The organism is Erwinia sp. Eh17-17 (assembly GCF_039675725.1).
In the GTDB taxonomy this organism is placed as follows: Bacteria; Pseudomonadota; Gammaproteobacteria; order Enterobacterales; family Enterobacteriaceae; genus Erwinia.
In genome coordinates this window covers 157335-181943 of record NZ_JBDFQT010000003.1, presented here as the reverse complement: position 1 = coordinate 181943, position 24609 = coordinate 157335, and the positions used below count along the sequence as shown (strand labels likewise).

19 protein-coding genes and 1 riboswitch are annotated in these 24609 nt (G+C 56.9%); of the genes, 8 read left to right on the top strand and 11 right to left on the bottom strand.

Annotation, left to right across the window (positions count from 1 at the left end):
• Window positions 1-36: 36 nt before the first annotated feature.
• The 3 genes from rluA to polB all read right to left on the bottom strand — a co-directional run bounded on the left by rluA (window position 37) and on the right by polB (window position 6109).
• Window positions 37-696 carry a bifunctional tRNA pseudouridine(32) synthase/23S rRNA pseudouridine(746) synthase RluA gene (rluA, locus tag ABEH87_RS10750; protein ID WP_346576373.1) on the bottom strand — a complete coding sequence of 220 codons (660 nt, stop codon included), beginning with the start codon at window positions 694-696 and terminating at the stop codon, window positions 37-39.
• Complete coding sequence (gene rapA, locus ABEH87_RS10745) at window positions 697-3603, bottom strand: RNA polymerase-associated protein RapA (RefSeq protein WP_346576372.1); 2907 nt, start codon at window positions 3601-3603, stop codon at window positions 697-699. It lies immediately after the preceding gene.
• 142 nt (window positions 3604-3745) lie between these two features.
• Window positions 3746-6109, bottom strand: coding sequence for a DNA polymerase II (gene polB / locus ABEH87_RS10740; RefSeq protein ID WP_346576371.1), 2364 nt, complete (start codon window positions 6107-6109; stop codon window positions 3746-3748).
• 158 nt (window positions 6110-6267) lie between these two features.
• Here polB and ABEH87_RS10735 point away from each other — a divergent pair, with 158 nt between their 5' ends.
• Window positions 6268-7029: a DedA family protein gene (locus ABEH87_RS10735; RefSeq protein WP_346576370.1), complete on the top strand. Its 762-nt coding sequence runs from the start codon at window positions 6268-6270 to the stop codon at window positions 7027-7029.
• On the opposite strand, the gene thiQ is transcribed toward ABEH87_RS10735, so the two are convergent.
• From thiQ to sgrR, 4 genes are all read right to left on the bottom strand, one after another.
• A complete protein-coding gene (thiQ, locus tag ABEH87_RS10730) occupies window positions 7006-7722 on the bottom strand; it encodes a thiamine ABC transporter ATP-binding protein ThiQ (RefSeq protein WP_346576369.1) in 717 nt (238 codons plus the stop codon). The two genes, ABEH87_RS10735 and thiQ, sit on opposite strands and share 24 nt — an antisense overlap.
• A complete protein-coding gene (thiP, locus tag ABEH87_RS10725; protein WP_346576368.1) occupies window positions 7706-9316 on the bottom strand; it encodes a thiamine/thiamine pyrophosphate ABC transporter permease ThiP in 1611 nt (536 codons plus the stop codon). Before thiP ends, thiQ begins: the two co-directional genes overlap by 17 nt.
• A complete protein-coding gene (gene thiB, locus ABEH87_RS10720; protein ID WP_346576367.1) occupies window positions 9292-10278 on the bottom strand; it encodes a thiamine ABC transporter substrate binding subunit in 987 nt (328 codons plus the stop codon). The genes thiP and thiB overlap by 25 nt, the downstream gene beginning before the upstream one ends.
• 39 nt (window positions 10279-10317) lie before the next feature.
• A riboswitch (TPP riboswitch) is annotated at window positions 10318-10447 on the bottom strand.
• Between the two features lie 35 nt (window positions 10448-10482).
• On the bottom strand, window positions 10483-12144 hold the full coding sequence (sgrR, locus tag ABEH87_RS10715) for an HTH-type transcriptional regulator SgrR (RefSeq protein ID WP_346576366.1): 1662 nt from the start codon (window positions 12142-12144) through the stop codon (window positions 10483-10485).
• A 256-nt stretch (window positions 12145-12400) separates the two neighbouring features.
• On the opposite strand from sgrR, the gene ABEH87_RS10710 reads away from it, so the two are divergent.
• A complete protein-coding gene (locus tag ABEH87_RS10710; protein ID WP_346576365.1) occupies window positions 12401-13582 on the top strand; it encodes a sugar efflux transporter in 1182 nt (393 codons plus the stop codon).
• 59 nt (window positions 13583-13641) lie between these two features.
• Here the strand turns inward: ABEH87_RS10710 and leuD are convergent, their stop codons facing one another.
• From leuD to leuA, 4 genes are read right to left on the bottom strand one after another with little or no spacing between them, the layout of a single operon-like run.
• Entirely contained in the window at window positions 13642-14247 is a 606-nt protein-coding gene (gene leuD, locus ABEH87_RS10705; RefSeq protein WP_346576364.1) for a 3-isopropylmalate dehydratase small subunit, read from the bottom strand.
• A gap of 9 nt (window positions 14248-14256) precedes the next feature.
• The gene (gene leuC, locus ABEH87_RS10700) at window positions 14257-15657 is read right to left on the bottom strand and encodes a 3-isopropylmalate dehydratase large subunit (protein ID WP_346576692.1); all 1401 of its coding nucleotides are present in this window, start codon (window positions 15655-15657) and stop codon (window positions 14257-14259) included.
• Window positions 15657-16745: a 3-isopropylmalate dehydrogenase gene (gene leuB, locus ABEH87_RS10695; protein WP_346576363.1), complete on the bottom strand. Its 1089-nt coding sequence runs from the start codon at window positions 16743-16745 to the stop codon at window positions 15657-15659. Before leuB ends, leuC begins: the two co-directional genes overlap by 1 nt.
• Window positions 16746-18314, bottom strand: a complete 1569-nt coding sequence (leuA, locus tag ABEH87_RS10690) for a 2-isopropylmalate synthase (protein WP_346576362.1) — start codon at window positions 18312-18314, stop codon at window positions 16746-16748.
• A 656-nt stretch (window positions 18315-18970) separates the two neighbouring features.
• Here leuA and ilvI point away from each other — a divergent pair.
• The 6 genes from ilvI (at window position 18971) to ftsL (ending at window position 24599) form a co-directional block, all read left to right on the top strand.
• Window positions 18971-20695, top strand: a complete 1725-nt coding sequence (ilvI, locus tag ABEH87_RS10685) for an acetolactate synthase 3 large subunit (protein ID WP_346576361.1) — start codon at window positions 18971-18973, stop codon at window positions 20693-20695.
• Between the two features lie 2 nt (window positions 20696-20697).
• The gene (ilvN, locus tag ABEH87_RS10680; protein ID WP_346576360.1) at window positions 20698-21189 is read left to right on the top strand and encodes an acetolactate synthase small subunit; all 492 of its coding nucleotides are present in this window, start codon (window positions 20698-20700) and stop codon (window positions 21187-21189) included.
• Between the two features lie 162 nt (window positions 21190-21351).
• A complete protein-coding gene (gene cra, locus ABEH87_RS10675) occupies window positions 21352-22362 on the top strand; it encodes a catabolite repressor/activator (RefSeq protein ID WP_346576359.1) in 1011 nt (336 codons plus the stop codon).
• Between the two features lie 517 nt (window positions 22363-22879).
• Window positions 22880-23338: a division/cell wall cluster transcriptional repressor MraZ gene (gene mraZ / locus ABEH87_RS10670; protein WP_346576358.1), complete on the top strand. Its 459-nt coding sequence runs from the start codon at window positions 22880-22882 to the stop codon at window positions 23336-23338.
• Between the two features lie 2 nt (window positions 23339-23340).
• Window positions 23341-24282 carry a 16S rRNA (cytosine(1402)-N(4))-methyltransferase RsmH gene (rsmH, locus tag ABEH87_RS10665; protein WP_346576357.1) on the top strand — a complete coding sequence of 314 codons (942 nt, stop codon included), beginning with the start codon at window positions 23341-23343 and terminating at the stop codon, window positions 24280-24282.
• Complete coding sequence (gene ftsL / locus ABEH87_RS10660; RefSeq protein WP_346576356.1) at window positions 24279-24599, top strand: cell division protein FtsL; 321 nt, start codon at window positions 24279-24281, stop codon at window positions 24597-24599. The genes rsmH and ftsL overlap by 4 nt, the downstream gene beginning before the upstream one ends.
• Window positions 24600-24609 lie beyond the last annotated feature (10 nt).

Below are 24609 nucleotides of genomic sequence, written 5' to 3'. Positions count from 1 at the left end.
GTAGGGGCGACCCTTTTTCCGGTCGCCCCTACCTGATTAAAATTCCGCCGGCTGGCGAAACGTCATCGGCGTACCGAACTGCGGATGGGTAATGCTCAGGCTTTCGGCATGCAGCTGCAGCCGTGTCGCCATCGCTTTTGCTTCGTCGTGCGCATAGAAGTTATCGCCGAGTATCGGATGCCCCAGCGCCAGCATGTGAACGCGCAGCTGATGTGAACGACCGGTAATCGGCTTCAGCTGTACGCGGGCGCTGTTATCACTGGCATAATCCAGCACCTGATACTCCGTCTGCGCTGACTTCCCGGTTTCAAAACACACCTTCTGCTTTGGCCGGTTCGGCCAGTCGCAAATCAGCGGTAAATCTACCACGCCTTTCTCCGGCTGCGGGTGCCCCCAGACGCGCGCCACATAGGTTTTCTGCGGCTCACGTTCGCGGAACTGGCGCTTTAACTCGCGCTCAGCCGCTTTGGTCAGCGCCACCACAATGACACCGCTGGTGGCCATATCCAGCCGGTGCACCGATTCCGCCGCCGGATAATCACGCTGAACGCGCGTCATGACGCTGTCCTTGTGATCCTCCAGGCGGCCGGGAACGGACAACAGCCCGCTGGGTTTGTTGACCACCATGATGTGCTCATCCTGATACAGAATATGCAGCCACGGCTCCAGCGGCGGATTGTAGGGTGCCATCATCATTTACTGATGCGTCACAACAATCAGACGCAGCGCATCAAGACGCCAGCCCGCTTCGTCGAGATTGGCCAGCACCTGCTCACGATTGCTTTCCAGCGCCTCAATCTCATCCTGACGGATGTTTGGGTTGACGGCGCTGAGTGCCTGCAGACGCGACAGCTCACTGCTCAGCTTTTCGTTGGCTTCCACCCGCGCGGCATCGATCAGCTTGCGGGCTTCGACAGCGGCCTGATCTTCCGACAGCTTGATAATTTCATGCACGTCCTGCTGTACCGCATTCACCAGCTTGCTGCCAGTGTGGCGATTAACCGCGTTAAGCTGACGGTTAAAGCTTTCAAATTCAACTTTGGCCGCCAGGTTTGTCCCCTTACGGTCAACCAGCATGCGTACCGGGGTCGGCGGCAGGAAGCGGGTCAGTTGCAGATGCTTCGGTGCCTGGGCCTCAACCACGTAGATCAGCTCGACCAGCAGCGTTCCCACCGGCAGAGACTTGTTCTTCAGCAGCGAAATCGCACAGCTGCCGGTATCGCCGGAGAGGATCAGGTCCAGACCGTTGCGAATAATCGGATGTTCCCAGCTGACGTACTGCGCATCTTCACGCGACAGCGCCTGGTTACGGTCAAAGGTGATCGTACAGCCATCTTCTGGCAGTCCAGGGAAGTCCGGCACCAGCATATGGTCGCCCGGTGTGAGAATAATCAGGTTATCGCTGCGGTCTTCCTGGTTGATACCGACGATATCAAACAGATTGAGTGCGAAGTTGACCAGCTCAATATCGTTATCCTGTTCGGATATTTTATTCGCCAGCGCCTGTGCTTTCTCTCCGCCGTTGGAGTTCAGCTCCAGCAGACGGTCACGCCCCTGTTCCAGCTGGGCTTTCAGGGCATCATGCTGTTTGCGACACTCGTGGATAAAGTCATCCAGCCCTTCGGTATTTTCCGGTGAGGCAAGATATTCAATCAGCGGTGCGTAAACACTGTCGTAAACCGTGCGCCCGGTCGGGCAGGTGTGTTCGAACGCATCCAGCCCCTGGTGATACCACTGCACCAGCACCGACTGGGCGGTTTTTTCCAGGTAAGGCACGTGGATCTGAATATCATGCGCCTGACCGATACGGTCAAGACGGCCAATACGCTGTTCCAGCAGGTCCGGGTTGAACGGCAGGTCGAACATCACCATCTGGCTGGCGAACTGGAAGTTACGGCCTTCAGAACCGATTTCAGAGCACAGCAGAACCTGGGCACCGTCCTCTTCGGAGGCAAACCAGGCGGCTGCACGGTCGCGTTCAATAATCGACAGGCCTTCATGGAACACGGCGGCACGGATGCCTTCGCGTTCGCGCAGAACCTGTTCCAACTGCAGCGCCGTAGCGGCCTTGGCACAGATGACCAGCACTTTCTTGTCGCGGTTGCTGGTCAGGAAGCCCATCAGCCACTCGACGCGCGGGTCGAAGTTCCACCAGGTACCGCTGTCGCCTTCAAATTCCTGATAAATCTGCTCCGGGTAGAGCATATCGCGGGCGCGCTCATCGGCCGATTTACGTGCGCTCATAATGCCGGAGACTTTAATCGCGGTCTGATACTGCGTGGGCAGCGGCAGGCGGATCTGATGCAGTTCGCGTTTCGGGAAGCCTTTCACCCCGTTACGGGTGTTACGGAACAGCACGCGACTGGTGCCGTGGCGGTCCATCAGCATGCTGATCAGCTCCTGACGCGCCTCCAGCTTGCCTTCGCGGTCGCTGTTGGCCGTTTGCAGCAGCGGCTCAATATCCTGCTCACCCATCAGATCGTTGAGCCGGTTCAGCTCGTCATTACTGATCGTCTTATCCGCCAGCAGCATCGCCACGGCGTCGGCAATCGGACGGAAGTGTTTCTGCTCTTCAACAAACTGCGCAAAGTCGTGGAAGCGGTTTGGATCCAGCAGGCGCAGACGGGCGAAGTGGCTTTCCATCCCCAGCTGTTCCGGGGTAGCGGTCAGCAGCAGAATGCCGGGGATCTGTTCGGCCAGTTGTTCAATCACCTGGTACTCACGGCTCGGTGCCTCTTCCGACCAGACGAGGTGATGGGCTTCATCCACCACCATCAGGTCCCATTCGGCATCGGCCAGCTTTTCCAGACGCTGCTTGTTACGGCGGACAAAGTCCAGCGAACAGATAATCATCTGCTCGGTTTCGAAGGGGTTGTCGCTGTCGTGCTGGGCTTCGGCGTAGCGGTCATCGTCAAACAGCGCAAAGCGCAGGTTAAAACGACGCAGCATTTCGACCAGCCACTGATGTTGCAGGGTTTCCGGAACCACAATCAGAATACGTTCGGCGCGGCCTGCCAGCAGCTGCTGGTGAATGATCATCCCGGCTTCAATCGTTTTCCCTAAGCCCACTTCATCCGCCAGCAGCACGCGTGGCGCGTGGCGGCGGCCCACATCGTGTGCAATGTGCAGCTGATGAGGGATCAGGCTGGTACGCATCCCGCGCAGTCCGCTGGTCGCCAGGCGATACTGCTCGCTCTGATATTTACGCGCGCGAAAACGCAGCGCAAAGCGGTCCATACGGTCGAGCTGCCCGGCAAACAGGCGGTCCTGTGGCTTACCAAACACCAGCTTACTGTCGAGCATCACTTCACGCAGAACAACGTCTGCTTCCTGGTTATCAAGCCGGGTTCCGACGTAGCTGACCACGCCATTGTCGGTTTTTACCTCGTCAACCTCCATCTGCCAGCCTTCGTGACTGGTGATGGTGTCACCGGGATTGAACACCACGCGGGTGATCGGAGAATCATTTCTGGCGTAGAGACGGTTTTCGCCCGTAGCAGGAAAAAGAAGGGTGACCATACGTGTATCTACGGCAACCACCGTTCCCAGTCCCAGTTCGCTTTCCGTATCGCTTATCCAGCGTTGACCAAGTGTAAAAGGCATAAATATTCGGCTCGATTCTCGTCTAGTTTGTTTCAGGCAATAGCACTGCAGCCCGGTAGAAAAAGTACCTGGCGGTGAATTCAGAACGATTGATACTTAGGAAGAAACGTATGGTACTGGAAGGCCGTCCATTCGTCACCTGTCAAAAAAGCCCCAACTGTCCCGTCACCAGTGTAGCAAAGTCATCCTGCATGAAGGGCAGAATGCCATCAGCCACCGGCTGAAGCTGGCGTGTGAGGTAGTGATCGTAGTCCAGCGGGGTAAGACGGGCCTCCAGCGGTTCCGGGCCTGAGGTGGCCATGACATAGCGAATTTTCCCCCCTTTCTGGTACAGCAACGGTCGGTCAAGCTTCTGGTTTTGTTCATCAGCAATACGTGCGGCACGGACATGCGGGGGAACATTTCGCTGATATTCACCCAGCGGCCGGCGCAGACGCTTACTGTAAGTGAGCTGATCGTCCAGCTCACCGTCCAGCAGCTGGCGCACGGTTTCGCGAATATAGTCCTGATAGGGCTGCCCGGTGAAAATACGCAGATAGAGTTCCTGCTGAAATTTCTGCGCCAGCGGCGTCCAGTCAGTACGAACGGTTTCCAGACCCTTAAATACCATGCGCTGATTATCACCGCTGCGGATCAGCCCCGCGTAGCGTTTTTTGCTGCCCTGTTCAGCCCCGCGAATAGTCGGCATTAAAAAGCGGCTGAAGTGCGTTTCGTACTCCAGCTCCAGCGCGCTGTCGACCCCGAATTCAGCGCGCAGATGCTGCTGCCACCAGTGATTCACTTTTTCGATCAGCTGATGGCCAATCTCTGCGGCCCGGGTCTCATCCTGTGCCGACTTCAGCCAGACGAAGGTGGAGTCGGTATCACCGTAAATCACGTCATATCCCTCAGCTTCAATCAGCTCACGCGTCTGGCGCATAATATCGTGGCCGCGCATGGTGATCGATGAGGCCAGGCGGGGATCGAAGAAGCGGCAGGCACTGGTGCCCAGCACGCCATAGAAGGCGTTCATAATGATTTTCAGCGCCTGCGACAGCGGTTTGTTGCCCTGTTTTTTTGCCTCTTCACGCCCCTGCCAGATCTGGTTAACAATGGCGGGCAGGCAGTGGTTGGTGCGTGAAAAGAAGGCGCCGCGATACCCGGCGACGGCATGGGCGTCATCCGGCTGCGCCATCCCCTCGACCAGCCCCACCGGATCAATCAGGAAAGTGCGGATGATCGACGGGTACAGGCTTTTATAGTCCAGCACCAGCACCGAGTCATACAGGCCGGGGCGTGAGTCCATCACGTAGCCACCCGGACTGGCTTCCGGTGCCACATCCCCCATGTTCGGCGCAACAAACCCCGCCCGGTGCATACGCGGCAGATAAAGATGGCTGAATGCGGCGACGGATCCGCCGTGCCTGTCGACTGCCAGACCATTGACCGAAGCCCGTTCCAGCAGGAACGGCATCAGTTCGGTATGCTGGAAAATGCGGGTCACCAGTTCACAGTCTTTGAGGTTGTAGTGGGCAAGGGCGGGTTTGTCTTCGGCAAAGCGCTGGTCGATCTCCTCCATGCGCTGCCAGGGATTATTGATGGCTTTCCCTTCTCCCAGCAGCTCTCGCGATACCGCTTCCAGACTGAACGACTCAAAGTTCCAGAATGCGGACTTCAGGGCATCGATACCGTCGACGATTAGACGCCCGCTGGCCTGGGCAAAAAAGACCCCCGGTTTAAACCCGTGTTCACGCCACTCCAGGGCCGGGCTGTGGCCGCGCCCCAGTTTCAGCGGAATGCCGTAGCGATCGGCGTGTTTTTGCAGCACGCGCAGGTCGAACTGCACTACGTTCCAGCCGATCAGCACGTCAGGATCGTGGCGGCTGAACCAGTCGTTGAGTTTTTCCAGCAGCTGTGGCCGGCTGGCGACATATTCCAGATTGAAATCGAGCGTGCTGGCATTACCGTTTTCCGGGCCGAGCATATAGACATCGCGCTGACCGCAGCCCTCCAGCCCGATGCAGTAAAGCTCACCGTGGCGTGTGGTTTCAATATCGAGCGAAACCCATTTCAGCGGGGGACGGTAGTCAGGGTGAGGTTTAAGGCGTGTGTTGATCAGGCGGTCTCCGGCGGGCTGGCCGCTGAACCACACCGGTGCGGTAATAAAGCGCTCCATCAGGAAACGATCAGGTGGGCGAACATCCGCTTCGTAGACCGTCAGGCCATTTTCGCGCAGCAGTTTTTCCAGCCGCTGGAGCTGGCGCTGCTGACGGCAATAGAGGCCCACCACCGGGCGCTGGCGGAAATCTTTCATTTCAAGCGGGGCGAAACGCCAGTGGCGTTCAGACGTTAACAGCGCGGCAGCGGCAGCCTGCTGTTCGGCAGGAATAAACGCCACGGATTCCTGCGGGGGCAGTATTACCTGCTGAGGTCCCGTATCGGTTGCCAGCCACAGCGTGATTTCGCTGCCTGCCGGCGTATCCCGCCAGTGGCGAGTTAATAAAAATCCTGCGCGTGCGTCGTTCACACTCTTCCCCCCGGCGATTAAGTGCTAATAATAGCATGTTTATTTATACAGTGTTCGGGCGGTTGTTCTCTCAGGCTACGTTCGTATACAAAACAGACCTTGACGCTTTACAGAAGCCTCTGGAGAATCCAGGATTCTGTTAATCAGTTTGGAATGTTATGGAAGCCTGGCTACAACATTTAATCACCCAATCGCTGGCCTGGTCACTGCTTGCCATTGGGCTGGTGACGTTCTTTGAATCGCTGGCACTGGTCGGGTTGCTGTTACCGGGTACGGTACTGATGGCGTCGTTTGGTGCCCTGATAGGTAGCGGGCAGATTGGGCTGTATCCTGCCTGGGCCGTTGGAACGATCGGTTGCCTGCTTGGTGACTGGATCTCCTACTTTATTGGCTGGCAGTTTAAAGGGCCGCTGCATCGCTGGTCGTTTATTAAAAAGCACCAGACGCTGATGAATAAAACCGAACATGCGCTGCATGCACACAGCATGTTTACCATTATCGTCGGGCGCTTTGTCGGACCGACGCGTCCGCTGATCCCGCTGGTGGCCGGGATGCTGGAACTGCCGGTGAAGAAGTTTATCCCACCGAATATCATCGGCTGTATTCTCTGGCCGCCGCTTTATTTACTGCCGGGTATCCTCGCCGGTGTGGCAATTGACGTGCCAAAAGAGGCCAGTAGCGGCCTGTTTAAGTGGCTGCTGCTGGGCGTGGCGATACTGGTCTGGCTGGGCGGCTGGCTGTGCTGGCGCTGGTTGCGCTCAAAGAAGCAAAACGACTGGGCCACGGCTATGCTGCCGCGCGCACGACTGAACTGGCTGGCACCGCTGATGCTGCTGCTGGCGGTAGCCAGCTTCACCGCGATTCAGTTCCACCCGATGATGCCGATTTTCCGTCACCTACTGTGGGATGTGTTCTTCTGACGCAATCCCCAGCACGGCCGACTCCGGCACGGCACCGCGCTGTAACTGCGCGGTGTCGCCATCCCAGTACACCCTGCCGTCAACAATCAACAGGCTGCGTGGCGCAATAGTCGCAGCATCCTCAATACTGTGCGAGACCATCAGCAGGGTCATATTGCGCTCAAGACACACCTCATCTACCAGACAGAGCATCTCTTTACGCAGCGCCGGGTCGAGGGCGGAAAACGGCTCGTCGAGCAGCAGGATCGGCTGCTTACGCACCAGACAGCGCGCGAGGGCCGCACGCTGGCGCTGGCCGCCGGAAAGCTGATGCGGCAGGCGTTGTAAATGCTCTGCCAGCCCCACGCGCTGCGCAATGTTCTGCAACTCATGTTTTTGCTGGTGGTTGAGCTTCAGTCCGGGGTGTAACCCCAGTCCGATATTTTGCGCCACGCTAAGATGGGGAAACAGGTTATTTTCCTGAAACAGCATCGACACCGGACGCTGCGCCGGTGCGCTGTCGCGGTGTGCCGTACCGTTTAGCTGTAAATCACCGCCGTTAACCGGCAAAAAACCGGCGATCAGGCTGAGCAGGGTACTTTTCCCTGCCCCGCTGGGGCCGAGAATGGCGACACGTTCCCCGGTCTGCACGCTGAACGTAAAGCGCATCGGCAGATGGTGATAGACATAGGTCAGATTAGTCAGATTTAACATGGCGTCCCGGCAGTTTTTCAATCAGGGTGAACAGCAGGAAACAGAGCAGCAGCAGCAGCAGGGCGGTCACCGCGCCATCACTGCTGCGGTAGGAACCGATCTGTTGATAAAGATAAAACGGCAGAGTACGGAAGTTTTCATTGCCGAACAGCGCGACCACGCCAAAATCGCCAATCGACAGCACGCAGGCGAATGCCAGCGCCTGGGCCAGCGGGCGCCTCAGGGCACTCAGCTCAATCAGCCGCAGGCGGTTCCAGCCGCGAATATCCAGCGAAAGACAGAGGTTGTTATAACGCCCGGCGATATCGCGCAGCGGGTTTTCCAGCACTTTCATTGCATAAGGAACGGCCATCAGCGCATTGGTGACAATGACAATCCCCTCTGCCGAGTCCGGCAGCCCGATAGTCTGGTTCAGCAACAGGAAAAAGCCGGTAGCCAGCACGATGCCCGGCATGGCCAGAATCAGCATCCCGCTCAGTTCCAGCGCCTGACCCCACAGTACCTGCTGACGCAGCCGCAGTTCGCGGCTGCTCCACAGCAGCATCAGGGTGAGCAATACGCTTAACACCCCCGCGCCGAGCGCGATGCGCAGTGAGGTCAGCATCGCCTGCCACAGCGCGGGCTGATGAAGCACTGCGCTGAACCCCTGATTCAGTCCGTCGGCCACTACCGCCAGCAGCGGCGGCAGGATCAGCAGCAGTGCGGCGGTGATAAACAGCCCGTCAAGCAGGCGCGCGCGGCGGCTGTCCTGTGGATTACGCCAGCCGCCCAGGCTGTCGCTGCCCGTCGGCAGGACTTTGCTCAGGCGCTGGCTGAGCATGACCAGCCCCAGGCAGCACAGCATCTGTAGCAACGCCAGCAGAGCGGCCCGTCCGGGATCGTAGTCGAAGCTCAGCGCCTGGAAGATCGCCAGTTCAATGGTCGTGGCCTGTGGGCCACCGCCCAGCGACAGCACGGTGGCGAAGCTGGCAAAGCACAGCATAAAGATCAGGGCAGCGGCGGGCAGAATCTGTCGCCGCAGCCACGGCCATTCGACCAGACGAAAATGCGCCCAGCCGTCCAGCCCAAGCTGGGCGGCGATCTGTCGCTGTTCACCGGGGATCTGCTGTAACGCCTGTAACAGCAGGCGGGTAGCCAGCGGCAGATTGAAAAAAACGTGGGCCAGCAGGATGCCCTGCAGGCCGTACGGTGTGAAGGCATAGTCAATGCCGAGCAGGGCGCAGATCTGTGCCAGCCAGCCGCTGCGGCCATAGACGCTGAGAATACCAAAGACCGCCACCAGCACGGGCAGCACCAGCGTCATGGCACACAGCCGCAGCAGCGTGGTGCGCCCCGGAAAACGGCGTCGGTAAAGGGCGCGCGCCAGCGGAATCGCCGGCAGCACCGATAGCAATGCCGACAGCAGCGCCTGCCAGAAGGAGAAGCGCAGCACGTGCCACAGATAGCTGTCCTGCCACAGACCGCGCCAGTCGGTAGCGGGTGCATTTTGCCACAGGGCGAAAAACGCCAGCAGAGCTACGCTGACCAGCAGCAGAGCAGCCAGTCCGCCAGGGATTAACCAGGCGGGAATTAGCGGCTGACGGCGCGTTGCCATGCACTAATCCAGTTGCTGCGCTGATTTGCCACGTCCTGTGGGCTGTACTGCAATGTTTTTGCCGGCACGGTCAGAGTATTGAAACCGGCAGGCAGCGGTATGTTGATGGCCGGATACATCCAGTTGCCGGTGGCAATGGTGTTCTGGAAGGGGTGAGTCATGACGAACTGCATAAACTGCTGCGCCAGTTTTGGCTGCTTGCTGGCGCGCAGCTGACCTGCCACTTCTACCTGCAGGTAGTGGCCTTCGCTGAAGTTGGCGGCGGCGTAGCGATCTTTCTTCTCTTCAATCAGATGATAAGCAGGGGAGGTGGTGTAGCTGAGCACCATATCGCTTTCACCTTTCAGAAACAGACCGTAGGCTTCGCTCCAGCCTTTGGTTACGGTGACGGTCTTCTTCGCCAGCTTCTGCCAGGCTTCGGGGCTCTGCTCGCCGAAGACCTGCTGCATCCACAGCAGCAGGCCCAGGCCTGGGGTGCTGGTGCGGGGATCTTCATAGATCACCTTCAGAGGGCGGTCGCTCTCGACCAGTTCTTTCAGACTTTTCGGTGGGTTTTGCAGTTTAGTTTTGTCGTAAACGAAGGCAAACCAGCCGTAGTCGTAGGGCACAAAGGTGGTGTTCTTCCAGCCGCCGGGTACCGTGCTGTGAGTCGTGTCCACGTTGGAGGCGGCGAACAGTCCGGTTTTCTCTGCGGCGTCCAGCAGGTTGTTGTCCAGCCCCAGCACCACGTCGGCTTTACTGTTTTTGCCCTCCATGCGCAGACGGTTGAGCAGCGACACGCCGTCTTCCAGCGCCACGAATTTCAGTTCACAGTTGCACTGCGCTTCGAAGGCTTTTTTGATCGCCGGCCCCGGCCCCCACTCAGCGGAGAAAGAGTCGTAGGTGTAAACCGTCAGGGTTTCTTTGGCCGCCAGGGCAGGCAGGGAGAACAGCACCAGCAGGGGGATATATTTTTTCAACACTTTGCGTTCCTTTAAAGGGAAAATGCGCAAAGGATCTGAGTCAGTGACACTCTCAAATCCCTACGCCGGTATGAGCCGGATCAGGTTCGACGGGTTTTTCTCAGCGAAAACGGGCTGTGCCTGGGTGAAAGCAGAGGCTGGCAAGGTTTTCGCACCCCGTTGAGAACGGCTTATTCTAGTGGTTTCGTCTTTGTTACGAAAGCGTCATGATTCGGGCGGGGCAAACCAGGCGGATTTAAAGTCAAACCAGCCGAGGGTATTCATGCGAACGCCACGCATACTGCGCTGACCGTGCAGCAGCAGCCAGTGGTGGAACAGCGGATGCAGGTAGTTACTGTCGATCAGCTGTTTGCTCCAGTCAGCCAGCGGCAGTTTCTGTTCGCGCCACTGTCGCGCGTCGTTTTCCCAGTCGGTGGGGACGCAGTGGTGCATCAGCGGGATCTCGTACAGCAGGGCGAACAGCGAGAACTCCAGCGGCAGAGTAAAGTTAGCGCTGCCCAGCCAGATATCGCTTTCGGCATCGCCGCGATACCAGCTTTCATAATCAATTTCCTGCGTGATCAACTCCACGCCGTGTGCCGCGAGGATTGGGCCGAGCGCATTGGCGATGCCCTGATGCTCAATATGATCGCTGTACCAGGTAATGGTCAGTGACGTCAGCCCTGCGGGTTTTTCTGCGGTCGCCATATCGCGGCGATGATGCCAGCGCGGCAGCAGGCCATAGGCCGGGAACCAGTAGCGCTGATAGGCGATACCGCTGTGGTTCAGCAGGGCGATAGGGTTAAAAATGGTGCTGATCCAGCGGCGCAGTTGTTCATTACGACCCTGCTCAGAACGCTGGTCAAACATCAGAAAATAGCAGCCCTCTTCCAGACGGCTCTCTTCCGATTTTTCATCGGTGTTTTCGCTTTGAAGCTTCACCCCGGAGTAAACCAGTTCGTCGCTGATTTCCGGCAGCACCCAGATATTCACTTCATCAATCAGAGCGCGATAGCCAAAGTAGTCATCAAAGGCGGAGATGCGCAGCTGGCTGTGCTGATTACGTTCTACGGCGTAGGCTCCGGTGCCGACCGGCTGGCGGCTAAAGTTGCGCATATGCGGCCACTCTTTTGGCAGGATCATCGCACTGACGCTGCCCAGCAGCCATGGCAGCCAGCTGTCCGGGTGACTCAGATGGATATCCAGCGTCCACGGCGTCTGGCACTCAATGCGCGCTAAGTGGCTGAACAGCGGCTGAGTTGTCAGCCGTTCCAGTGAGGTGATGACATCCTCAACCTCCAGTTCGCGTCCGTGATGGAAGTGGATGGCCGGGCGCAAAAAGAAGCGCCAGTGCAGCGGGGTAATCTGCTGCCAGTGATGGGCAATATCCGGCTCGATTTCCCCGTTTTCCTCATTTATCCGCGCCAGCCCGTTGAAAATCTGCCGCGCCAGGTGCGTTTCCGAGCGGCGCAGCGGCGTGCCGGGCAGCAGATTGAGCAGCGGGCGGTAGTAAAGCACGCGCAATATATGTTTGCCCTGGCGGAAACTGCGGCCTAAATGAGAGAGCAGCATCTGGCGCACACGGTTTTTATCGCCCACCAGCTGTACCAGCTGGTCGATGCGGTCCTGTTCCAGTAAATCCTCAGCCCGCTGCTGCTGTAGCGCTAGGCCGGTGTAGCGGAAGGTGAGGCGCGAACGCTTGCCACGCCCGGCTTCGGCCTGCCACTCCAGCCAACCCTGATCCTGCATCGCATTCAGCAGGTTACGCATATGGCGACGGGAACAGCTAAGCTGTACTGCCAGATCGCTGAGCGTGGTTTCCTGTGTCTGACCTTCGCAGCACTGCCAGAGCCGGATAAATTGCTGCTGTAAACGGGGTGAGGACATAAAAGGGGAACCCTGTGTTAAAAGCTGTCTGTTTTTCCTGCCTTATATTACGGCGATAATGGCCGCAGATGAAAGAGTGGGAGGCATTCAAATCTGAATGGCACTTGATCATCGTTATTCATACCTAACAGATGGGTATGCTGAGTATGGTGCTTTTCACCAGCCAGCTGGCTTCGGCATAGCTGGCTTTTTTCGTGGGTTTTCTTCTAAGCTCTGGTCAGGTTATTCGCTTATTCCCGTCATTGAGGCATCAGTCATGAAATCGCTCCTTAGCCGTCGTATCCATCCGGTGTATCTCGCATTTATGGCGGTTTCATTTATGGTCGGCATCGCCGGGGCGTTACAGGCTCCGACCCTGAGTCTGTTCCTCAGCCGTGAAGTGGCGGTCAGGCCGTTCTGGGTCGGGTTGTTCTATACGGTCAATGCGGTGGCGGGGATCGTCGTCAGCCTGCTGCTGGCAAAACGCTCCGACAGCCAGGGTGACCGGCGTATGCTGATCCTGTTTTGCTGCGTGATGGCGGTGGGGAATGCATTACTTTTCGCTTTCAATCGCCACTATCTGACGCTGATCACCGCCGGGGTATTTCTGTCGGCGATGGCCAGCGTGGCAATGCCGCAGATTTTCGCCCTCGCACGGGAATATGCCGACAGCTCTGCCCGTGAAGCGGTGATGTTCAGCTCGGTGATGCGTGCCCAGCTGTCACTGGCGTGGGTGATCGGACCGCCGCTCTCCTTCGCTATTGCACTGAACTACGGTTTTACCGCCATGTTTCTGGTCGCAGCGGGGCTGTTTGTGGTCTGCGTGGCGTTAATCTGGTTTACCCTGCCGTCGGTGCCGCGTGCACCGGTGTCTGCTGAAGTCCCGATTACCGATATCAGCGGCTGGAAAAGCCGTGATGTGCGCATGCTGTTCGTCGGGTCGGTGCTGATGTGGACCTGCAATACCATGTATATCATTGATATGCCGCTGTATATCAGCAGCGTACTGGGGATGCCGGATGCGCTGGCGGGGCTGCTGATGGGGACGGCGGCAGGGCTGGAAATTCCGGTGATGCTGCTGGCCGGACATTATGTGAAACGCTTTGGCAAACGCAATATGATGCTGCTGGCGATCGCCTGCGGAGTGCTGTTCTATCTCGGCCTGGTGCTGTTCCAGAGCCGAACGGCACTGATGGTGTTGCAGCTGTTCAATGCGGTGTATATCGGCATCATCGCCGGGATTGGCATGATCTGGTTCCAGGATTTAATGCCATCGCGACCGGGTGCTGCCACTACATTGTTCACTAACAGCATTTCGACCGGCGTGATCCTGGCCGGGGTGGTACAAGGGGCGCTGGCTGAAAGCTTTGGACATCACTCGGTGTACTGGGTGGCGTCAGGGCTGGCGCTGGCGGCCTTTGCGCTGTCGTGGCGGGTGCGGGAGAAGAGATCGGTGTGATTGTTACGGGTCGACCGGAAAAAGGGTCGATCGAAAAAAATGATCGACCCCTACGGGCATTAGCGTAAAAACGCGGGCTGTTGCTGTTCGTAACGGCTGATATCCGCATCGTGCTGCAACGTCAGTCCAATGGCATCCAGCCCGTTGATCAGGCAGTGGCGGCGGAAGCTGTCGATAACGAACGGATACGCTTTGTCCCCGGCCAGTACCTGCTGATTTTCCAGGTCGACGGTAAAGTGAATGCCTGGCTGAGCCGCGACCAGCCGGAACATCTCATCGATCTCTTCTTCGCTTAGTGTCACCAGCAGCAGCTGGTTGTTAAACGAGTTATTGGCAAAGATATCGGCAAAGCCGGAACCGACAATGGCCTGAATGCCGTAGTCGGTCAGTGCCCACGGTGCGTGTTCACGTGAAGAGCCGCAGCCAAAGTTCTCCCGCGTCAGCATAATGCTGGCACCGCTGAACGCCGGCTGGTTAAGGATAAACTCCGGGTCAGGGATTTGCCCTTCGACATCGCTGTAGCGCCAGTCATAAAACAGATTGCGGCCAAAGCCGGTGCGCGTCACCATCTGCAGGAACTGCTTAGGGATAATCGCATCAGTATCGACGTTGGCAGCATCCAGCGGCACCACGATGCCGCTATGTTGAGTAAATTTTTTCGCCATAAGAGTTCCTTAAATCAGCTCGCGAATATCGGCAAAGTGACCGGCTACCGCGGCGGCGGCGGCCATCGCCGGGCTGACCAGATGGGTACGCCCGCCGCGCCCCTGGCGACCTTCGAAGTTGCGGTTGCTGGTTGACGCACAGCGCTCTCCGGGGCTGAGGCGATCGTTGTTCATCGCCAGGCACATCGAGCAGCCGGGCAGCCGCCATTCAAATCCTGCATCGGTAAAGATCTTATCCAGACCTTCCTCTTCGGCCTGCGCTTTGACCGGGCCTGAGCCAGGCACCACGTAACCCTGTACGCCCGCCGCAATTTTATGGCCTTTCACCACCGCCGCCGCTGCACGTAAATCTTCAATGCGTGAGTTGGTGCAGGAACCGATAAAGACTTTATCTATCGGCACCTCGGTCAGGCGAATACCCGGCTTCAGATCCATATAAGCCAGCGCTTTCTCTGCCGAGGCGCGCTCGACCGGATCGCTGAACGATGACGGATCGGGGATCGGATCGCTGACGGCGATCACCTGGCCGGGGTTAGTTCCCCAGGTCACCTGCGGGGCAATCTCTGCCGCGTCCAGCGTCACGACTTTATCGAAGTGCGCACCCTCGTCGGTTTTCAGCGTGCGCCAGTAGTCAACCGCCTGCTGCCAGTCCGCGTCTTTTGGGGCAAAACGGCGACCGTGAACATAGCTGAAGGTGGTGTCGTCCGGGGCAATCAGGCCGGCCTTAGCGCCGAGTTCGATAGCCATATTGCACAGCGTCATGCGGCCTTCCATGCTCAGTGCCGCAACCGCTTCGCCGCAGAACTCCACCACGTGACCATTCCCCCCGCCGCTACCGGTTTTACCGATAATCGCCAGCGCGATATCTTTCGCCGTGATACCCGGTGCCGTCCTGCCGCGCACTTCGACCTTCATGGTTTTCGCCCGCGACTGTTTCAGCGTCTGCGTTGCCAGCACGTGCTCCACTTCTGACGTTCCGATGCCAAAGGCCAGCGCACCCAGCGCGCCGTGCGTCGAGGTATGGGAGTCGCCGCAAACGATAGTCATCCCCGGCAGGGATAATCCCTGCTCCGGACCCATTACGTGGACAATGCCCTGGAACTGATGGCTGAGGTCAAACAGCTGCACGCCAAACGCTTCGCAGTTCTTCATCAGCATCGACATCTGAATACGTGCCATCTCGCCGCTGGCGTTGATATCGCGCGACTGGGTCGAGACGTTGTGATCCATCGTGGCAAAGGTTTTTGACGGCTGGCGCACCGGGCGACCGTGCGCGCGCAGACCGTCAAACGCCTGGGCTGACGTCACCTCATGGACGAGGTGACGATCGATGTAGATCAGCGGCGTTTCATGGGGGGCTTCGTGCACGACATGCGCATCAAACAGCTTTTCGTACAGTGTTTTCATAATTATGCTTCGCGAATAAATCGGGCAATGACGCTGCCCATTTCATCGGTGCCGATCGACGTGCCGCTCCCCGCCAGATCGCCGGTGCGGTGACCCTCTTCCAGCGCGCGGTTAATGGCCTGTTCAATCGCCTCAGCGGCTTCAACCTCGTTCAGGCTGTAGCGCAGCAGCAGCGCCAGCGACAGGATCTGCGCCACCGGGTTAGCCACATTTTTGCCCGCAATATCCGGGGCGGAACCGCCTGCCGGTTCGAACAGGCCGAAGCCTTTATCGTTCAGGCTGGCAGAAGGCAACATGCCCATTGAGCCGGTAATCATGGCGCATTCATCAGACAGGATGTCACCAAACAGGTTGGAACACAGCATCACGTCGAACTGCGACGGGGCTTTGATCAGCTGCATGGTGGCGTTATCAATATACATATGGCTCAGCTCAACGTCCGGGTAGTCCTGCGCCACTTCATTGACAATCTGACGCCAGAGGATAGAGGACTGCAACACGTTGGCTTTATCGATGGAAGTCACTTTATGACGGCGCTTGCGGGCAGATTCAAAGGCAATACGCGCAATACGCTCGATCTCAAAACGGTGATACACCTCGGTGTCGAAGGCGCGCTCGTGCATGCCGCTGCCTTCACGTCCTTTAGGCTGACCAAAATAGATGCCGCCGGTCAGTTCGCGTACCACCAGAATGTCGAAGCCCCGATCGGCAATATCGCGGCGCAGCGGGCAGAAATCTTCCAGCCCCTGATACAGGCTGGCCGGGCGCAGGTTGCTGAACAGCTGGAAATGTTTACGCAGCGGCAGCAGGGCACCGCGCTCAGGTTGCTCCGTAGGTGGAAGGTGTTCCCATTTTGGGCCGCCAACCGAACCAAACAGAATCGCGTCAGCCTGCTCACAGCCTTTTATCGTTGCTTCAGGCAGCGGTACGCCGTGGCGGTCGATGGCAATGCCGCCAACGTCATATTCGCTGGTGGAGATACGCAGATTAAAACGCTGACGAATGGCGTCCAGCACTTTGCTGGCCTGCGCCATCACTTCCGGGCCGATGCCATCACCGGGTAACACTGCAATATGATAAGTGCGGGACATTTATACGGCTTCCTTCTGATCTTTAATCTGAGACTTACGCTGCAACTCCTGCTCCACCTGACGTGCGCGCCAGATGGTATTCAGCGCGTTCACCATCGCTTTGGCGGAGGATTCAACGATGTCGGTCGCCAGACCAATGCCGTGGAATTTACGTCCGTTGTACTGCACCACAATGTCCACCTGACCCAGAGCGTCTTTACCGTGCCCTTTGGCCGTCAACTGGTAGTTAATCAGCTCGGCGTCAAAGTCGGTGATGCGGTTAATCGCCTGATAAACGGCATCTACCGGGCCGTTGCCGGTGGCTGCTTCCGTTTTTTGTTCGTCACCGCAGCCCAGCTGGACGGTTGCGGTAGCAATCACGGTCGAACCGGACTGCACGTTGAAGGTATCCAGCGTGAAGTATTCCGGTTCTTCAGACTGTTTGTTGATAAACGCCAGCGCTTCCAGATCGTAATCGAACACCTGACCTTTCTTATCGGCCAGCGCTTTGAAGGCGTCGTACAGCGTATCCATGTTGTACTCAGCGTCGGTATAGCCCATCTCTTCCATGCGGTGCTTGACCGCAGCGCGTCCGGAGCGTGAGGTCAGGTTCAACTGAACCTGTTTCAGGCCGATAGATTCTGGCGTCAGGATTTCGTAGTTTTCACGATTTTTCAGCACGCCGTCCTGGTGAATACCGGAGGAGTGAGCAAAAGCGTTGGAGCCGATAATCGCTTTATGTGCCGGGATCGGCATATTGCAGATTTTGCTGACGGTCTGGCAGGTACGATAGATCTCCTGATGATTAATCCGTGTCTGAACGTTCATCAGCTGACCGCGGGTTTTAATCGCCATGATGACCTCTTCCAGCGCACAGTTTCCGGCGCGCTCGCCCAGGCCATTCATCGCCCCTTCAATCTGACGCGCTCCGGCGTTAACGGCGGCCAGCGCATTACCTACGGCCATCCCCAGGTCGTCGTGGGTGTGAACCGACAGGATCGCTTTGTCGATATTCGGTACGCGGTCGCGCAGCGCGCTGAAGATGTTGGCGTACTCGTACGGCAGGGTGTAGCCGACGGTATCAGGAATATTAATGGTGGTGGCACCGGCATTGATTGCAGCCTCCACGACGCGACACAGGTCGTCAATCGGGGTACGGCCGCCGTCTTCACAGGAGAACTCCACGTCATCGGTATAGTTGCGTGCGCGTTTCACCATTCTGACCGCGCGCTCAATCACTTCGGGCAGCGTACTGCGCAGCTTGGTGGCGATGTGCATCGGAGAGGTTGCCAGGAAGGTATGGATGCGGAAAGCGTCAGCCACGCGCAGCGCTTCCCAGGCTGCGTCGATATCTTTTTCTACACAGCGCGCCAGTCCGCACACCCGGCTGTTTTTGATCTGACGGGCAATGGTCTGCACTGACTCAAAATCACCAGGGGATGAAACCGGGAAACCAACTTCCATCACGTCAACGCCCATACGTTCGAGAGCCAGGGCAATCTGCAGCTTTTCTTTCACACTCAGGCTGGCCTGTAATGCCTGCTCACCATCGCGCAGTGTGGTATCGAAAATAATGACTTGGTCGCTCATGGAATAGTTCCTTGTCTGGTTTACGTCGCCGGGTGCTGCGAGCATAAAAAAACCCGCGCATCGGCGCGGGTTTCTTAGGTTTTACAGGCCTGAATCAGTGACTGATTCCGCCCACAAGTCTACCGCGCAAAGGGGATGCGTTTAGTAGTAGACCGAGTAGGCGGTGAGTGCGAATCATTGAATCAGACCTCATTGAATTCTGTGTGTGACTTTATTGATACCCGATAAAGACCAGGGCTGTCAACCTTCAATAACAATCCTCCCGGCAGGGGCATTATTTGGCTAACCGGGCATTAAAGGCCCGGCGGTTTTAATAACAAAACGATCACAATGTAAATTTCACTGCTGCAGTATATTCTGTCTTTAGAAGATTAAATCGTCAGTGTAATACTCGATTGCAGGGGCAGGGCGGCAGAGCCTTAATTGTCCCTTTCCGCACTTGTCGTACGGTTTGCCGTTTGCCTGCCAACTTTTCTACGGTTATGGTATTTGCCATAACCTCAAAAAACTGGGGCTTCGCCCTGTACCTGGATTCTGGAAATGACTTCCACTATCTGAGCATAAAAAAACAGGTTTTGACCTTATCTGCCACCGCAGCATGTTCTCTGTGCGCGTCTGAGCCAGATAAATCAGCACCTTAAAGCCTGGAGGCAAAAATGGAGATGTTGTCAGGAGCCGAGATGGTGGTCCGATCGTTAATCGATCAGGGCGTAAAACATGTATTCGGCTATCCCGGTGGAGCGGTCCTCGATATTTATGACGCTCTGCAAACCGTCGGCGGCGTGGATCACATCCTCGTTCGTCACGAACAGGGTGCGGTACATATGGCGGATGGTTACGCCCGAGCCACCGGTGATGTGGGCGTTGTGCTGGTCACGTCCGGTCCGGGAGCGACCAATGCCATTACCGGTATCGCGACGGCTTACATGGACTCGATTCCGATGGTGGTGCTGTCCGGCCAGGTGATGTCTTCCCTGATCGGTTATGACGCCTTCCAGGAGTGCGACATGGTGGGCATTTCCCGCCCGGTCGTGAAACACAGCTTTATGGTGAAGCGGGTTGAAGATATCCCGACCATCATGAAAAAAGCCTTCTGGCTGGCGGCCAGCGGTCGTCCTGGCCCGGTGGTGGTTGACCTGCCAAAAGATATGATGAGTCCGGCAAATAAACTGCCGTATGTCTGGCCTGATGAAGTCAGTATGCGTTCCTACAACCCCACCACGCAGGGCCATAAGGGCCAGATTAAGCGTGCGTTCCAGACGCTGCTGGCGGCAAAAAAACCGGTCATTTATGCCGGTGGCGGGGTGATCAACGCGGCCTGTCATGAAGAGCTGCTGCAGCTGGCTGAAAAGCTCAATGTTCCGGTCACGACCTCACTGATGGGGCTGGGTGCCTTCCCCGGTACGCACCGCCAGTGCGTGGGGATGCTGGGTATGCATGGCACCTATGAAGCGAATATGACAATGCACCATTCTGACGTCATCTTTGCTGTCGGCGTGCGTTTTGATGACCGCACCACCAACAACCTGGCAAAATACTGCCCGAATGCCACCGTACTGCATATTGATATTGACCCGACGTCGATTTCTAAAACCGTCGCGGCGGATGTGCCGATCGTCGGTGATGCAAAACAGGTGTTGCAACAGATGCTGGAAATGCTGGCACAGACCAGTGTGCAGCAGAATTACGACAGCCTGCGCGACTGGTGGCAGAGCATCGACCAGTGGCGTTCACGCCAGTGTCTCGAATTCGACCGCACCAGCGATAAAATCAAACCTCAGGCGGTGATTGAAACCATCTGTCGTCTGACGCACGGCGATGCCTATGTCACGTCAGACGTTGGTCAGCACCAGATGTTTGCGGCGCTCTATTATCAGTTTGATAAACCACGCCGCTGGATCAACTCTGGCGGTCTGGGCACCATGGGCTTCGGCCTGCCTGCTGCCCTCGGCGTGAAGCTGGCGCTGCCGCAGGAAACGGTGGTGTGTGTGACCGGTGATGGCAGCATTCAGATGAATATTCAGGAGCTGTCAACGGCGTTGCAGTACGGTATCCCGGTGCTGGTGCTTAATCTCAACAACCGTTTCCTGGGAATGGTGAAGCAGTGGCAGGATATGATTTATTCAGGCCGTCACTCCCAGTCTTACATGGAATCGCTGCCTGATTTTGTGCGCCTGGCGGAAGCTTATGGCCACGTTGGCATTTCGATTAACCGCCCGGATGAGCTGGAGTCGAAACTGACGGAAGCGCTGGAACATCTGGCGAAAGAGCGCCTGGTGTTTGTTGACGTTAACGTAGACGGCACGGAGCACGTTTACCCGATGCATATTCGCGGTGGCGGTATGGACGAAATGTGGTTGAGCAAAACGGAGAGGACGTAACTATGCGTCGTGTATTATCGGTTCTGCTGGAAAACGAATCCGGCGCATTGTCCCGCGTGGTAGGCCTGTTCTCCCAGCGCGGCTACAACATCGAAAGCCTGACCGTGGCACCGACAGATGATCCTACGCTGTCGCGCATGACCATTCAGACCGTCGGTGATGAGAAGGTGATCGAACAGATCGAGAAGCAGCTGCACAAGCTGGTTGACGTTCTGCGCGTCAGCGAACTCGGGCAGGGGGCTTTTGTCGAGCGTGAAATCATGCTGGTGAAAATTCAGGCCAACGGTTACGGGCGTGAGGAAGTGAAGCGCTGCGCTGACATCTTCCGTGGTCAGATCGTCGATGTGACCCCGTCGCTTTATACGGTTCAGCTTGCAGGGGCCAGCGATAAGCTGGACGCCTTCCTCAGCGCGGTGCGCGAAGTTGCGGAAATCGTTGAAGTCGCCCGCTCCGGGATCGTCGGCGTGGCGCGTGGCGAGCGGATTATGCGCTAATATCCTGGCGTGATAATGCAGATTGTCAGCTAACCCGGCGTAATGCCGGGTTTTTTTATTTTTGTCATAAAGTCCCTTCTGCCGGTGAAAAGCGGTTGCTCGCTAAACTATTCTGCGGTTAGATGTGGCAAAGACTAATCCATAGCGAAGTGTGGGGTTATTGTGAAACTGGATGAAATTGCGCGCCTCGCGGGTGTTTCGCGCACGACGGCCAGCTATGTCATTAACGGCAAGGCCAAGCAGTATCGTGTCAGCGATAAAACCGTCGAGAAAGTCATGGCGGTGGTGCGTGAGCATAATTACCATCCGAACGCGGTGGCGGCCGGACTGCGCGCCGGACGAACCCGTTCGATAGGACTGGTTATTCCCGATCTTGAGAATACCAGCTACACAAGGATTGCAAACTACCTGGAGCGTCAGGCGCGTCAGCGCGGCTATCAACTGCTGATCGCCTGCTCGGAAGATCAGCCTGATAATGAAATGCGCTGCGTGGAGCATCTGCTGCAACGCCAGGTTGATGCCATTATTGTCTCAACCTCTCTGCCACCGGAGCATCCGTTCTATCAGCGCTGGGTTAACGATCCGCTACCGATCATTGCGCTGGATCGTGCGCTGGACCGCGAGCACTTTACCAGTGTGGTCGGGGCTGACCAGGATGATGCCGAGGCGCTGGGCGCTGAGTTACGCAAGCTGCCGTCGAAATCTGTACTGTTTCTCGGCGCACTGCCGGAACTGTCCGTGAGTTTCCTGCGTGAGCTGGGGTTCCGCGATGCATGGAAAGGCGATGAGCGTCCGATTGACTTCATCTATGCCAACAGCTTTGAGCGTAGTGCGGCCGCTACGCTATTTGAAAAGTACCTCGAAACGCATGAGATGCCGGAGGCGTTGTTCACCACCTCGTTCGGTTTGCTGCAGGGCGTTATGGATGTCACGCTGCGTCGCGAAGGTCGGCTGCCGCAGGATCTGGCGATTGCCACCTTCGGCGATCATGAGCTGCTCGATTTCCTGGACTGCCCGGTGCTGGCGGTCGGTCAACGTCACCGCGATGTTGCCGAGCGCGTTCTGGAGCTGGTGCTCGCCAGTCTTGATGAGCCGCGTAAACCGAAACCCGGCCTGACGCGCATTCGCCGCAATCTTTATCGGCGCGGTCGTCTGAACCGTAAATCAAACTGAATCACAGGGCAGCGAAAGCTGCCCTTTTCATATCCTGTGAACCCGCTGAGTAGAATTTAGCCACATGTCGGGCAATACATCAGGTAAATAAAAGTAAAAAGCGCGGTTTAATGTCAGCAGATGATTATAAAGACTGACGTTTATAAATATCCTGTTACCTTCCCGGCCTGCGCGTGGCTGAGGCTCAGCCCAGTTGTGCTGGGAAACTTTTAAGAAATAACTTAAAATGCCGCCCGTGTCGCAAAGCGGGCAGCTTATTTTTTTGCGATGGAATGGTGGTAAGTTTTTGAGCAGCTGGCAGGTTTTTGCAAATTTCCTGCCATTATTCATTAGTTTATTTTTAAATTCCCTCTTCAGATGGTTTGGTTTTAACTCCCCCGCGTTTTATTTCCCGAAGAAATAATGTCAATCGGCCATGACTGCGGCTTGACAATGTTTTCCTCCGCTCCGTACACTCTTTTGGTGGGAATTTGTGGAGTAAAGTGGTGATATTGGGTAACTGGGGGGTGAGGCTGACATGTTCCGGGGAGCAACGTTAGTCAATCTCGACAGCAAAGGCCGGCTTGCCGTGCCAACGCGCTACCGCGAAACGCTGATCGGGGAATCTCAGGGGCAAATGGTTTGTACCATTGACCTCCACCAGACATGCCTGTTGCTTTACACCCTGCCCGAATGGGAAATCATTGAACAAAAGCTGTCTCGTTTATCCAGCATGAACCCCGCAGAGCGCCGTGTACAACGCCTGTTGCTGGGGCACGCCAGTGAATGTCAGATGGATAATGCGGGTCGTTTACTGCTGGCGAATACCCTTCGTCAGCATGCGAACCTGACCAAAGAAGTGATGCTGGTTGGGCAGTTCAACAAGTTTGAACTGTGGGATGAACAGACCTGGTATCAACAAGTCAAGGAAGATATAGACGCAGAGCAGTCCTCTCAGGAACCTTTGTCTGAGCGATTGCAGGATTTGTCGTTATAGCTATGCAGGATACTTTTAAACACACCACGGTGTTGTTAGATGAGGCGGTAAACGGCCTCAATATTCACTCTGACGGCATCTACATTGATGGCACCTTTGGGCGCGGTGGACATTCACGCCTGATCCTTTCCCAACTGGGTGAGCAGGGACGTTTGTATGCCATCGACCGCGATCCGCAGGCGATTGCAGCCGCTGCTGAGATCACCGATCCACGTTTCAATATCATTCATGGTCCCTTTTCTGCGCTGGCAGAATATGTCGAAGAGCGCGGCCTGAGTGGAAAAATTGATGGCATCCTGCTGGATCTCGGTGTCTCTTCACCGCAGCTGGATGATGCCGAGCGCGGTTTCTCCTTTATGCGCGACGGGCCGCTGGATATGCGTATGGATCCCACGCGCGGCCAGTCAGCGGCGGAATGGCTGCTGAAAGCGGAAGAAACGGACATTGTTTTTGTGCTGAAAACCTTTGGTGAAGAGCGTTTCGCCAAACGTATCGCCCGCGCCATCGTTGAGCGCAACCGCGAACAGCCGATGACACGTACCAAAGAGCTGGCCGACGTCATCTACGCGGCAACGCCGGTGAAAGATAAGTTTAAACATCCGGCTACGCGCAGTTTCCAGGCAATCCGTATCTGGGTGAACAGCGAACTGGAAGAGATTGAACAGGCTCTGAAAGGGGCGCTAAGCGCGCTGTCGCCGGGCGGACGACTCTCGGTCATCAGCTTCCACTCGCTGGAAGACCGCATTGTGAAGCGTTTTATGCGGGAACAAAGCCGCGGGCCGCAGGTGCCACACGGTATCCCGATGACCGAAGCGCAGCTTAACAGCCTTGGCGGTCGCCGTCTGAAAGCCCTGGGCAAGATGATGCCGGGTGAGGCTGAAGTGGGCGACAACCCGCGCGCGCGCAGTTCAGTGCTGCGTATTGCGGAGCGCACCGCGTCATGATCGGCAATGAGCGCCACAGCCTGCCGGGTGTGATTGGCGGCGATCTGCTGCGACACGGCAAGATCCCGCTGATCCTGCTGATTGCGTCACTGGTTTCAGCGGTACTGGTGGTGACGACGGCGCACAAAACGCGTCTGCTCACCGCCCAGCGCGAGCAGATGGTGCTGGAACGTGACGCGCTCGACATCGAGTGGCGCAACCTGATTCTGGAAGAGAATGCCCTGGGCGACCATAGCCGGGTGGAGCGTACAGCAACGGAGAAACTACAGATGCAGCATGTTGATCCTTCGCAGGAAAATATTGTGGTACAGCAATAAGGACACACGG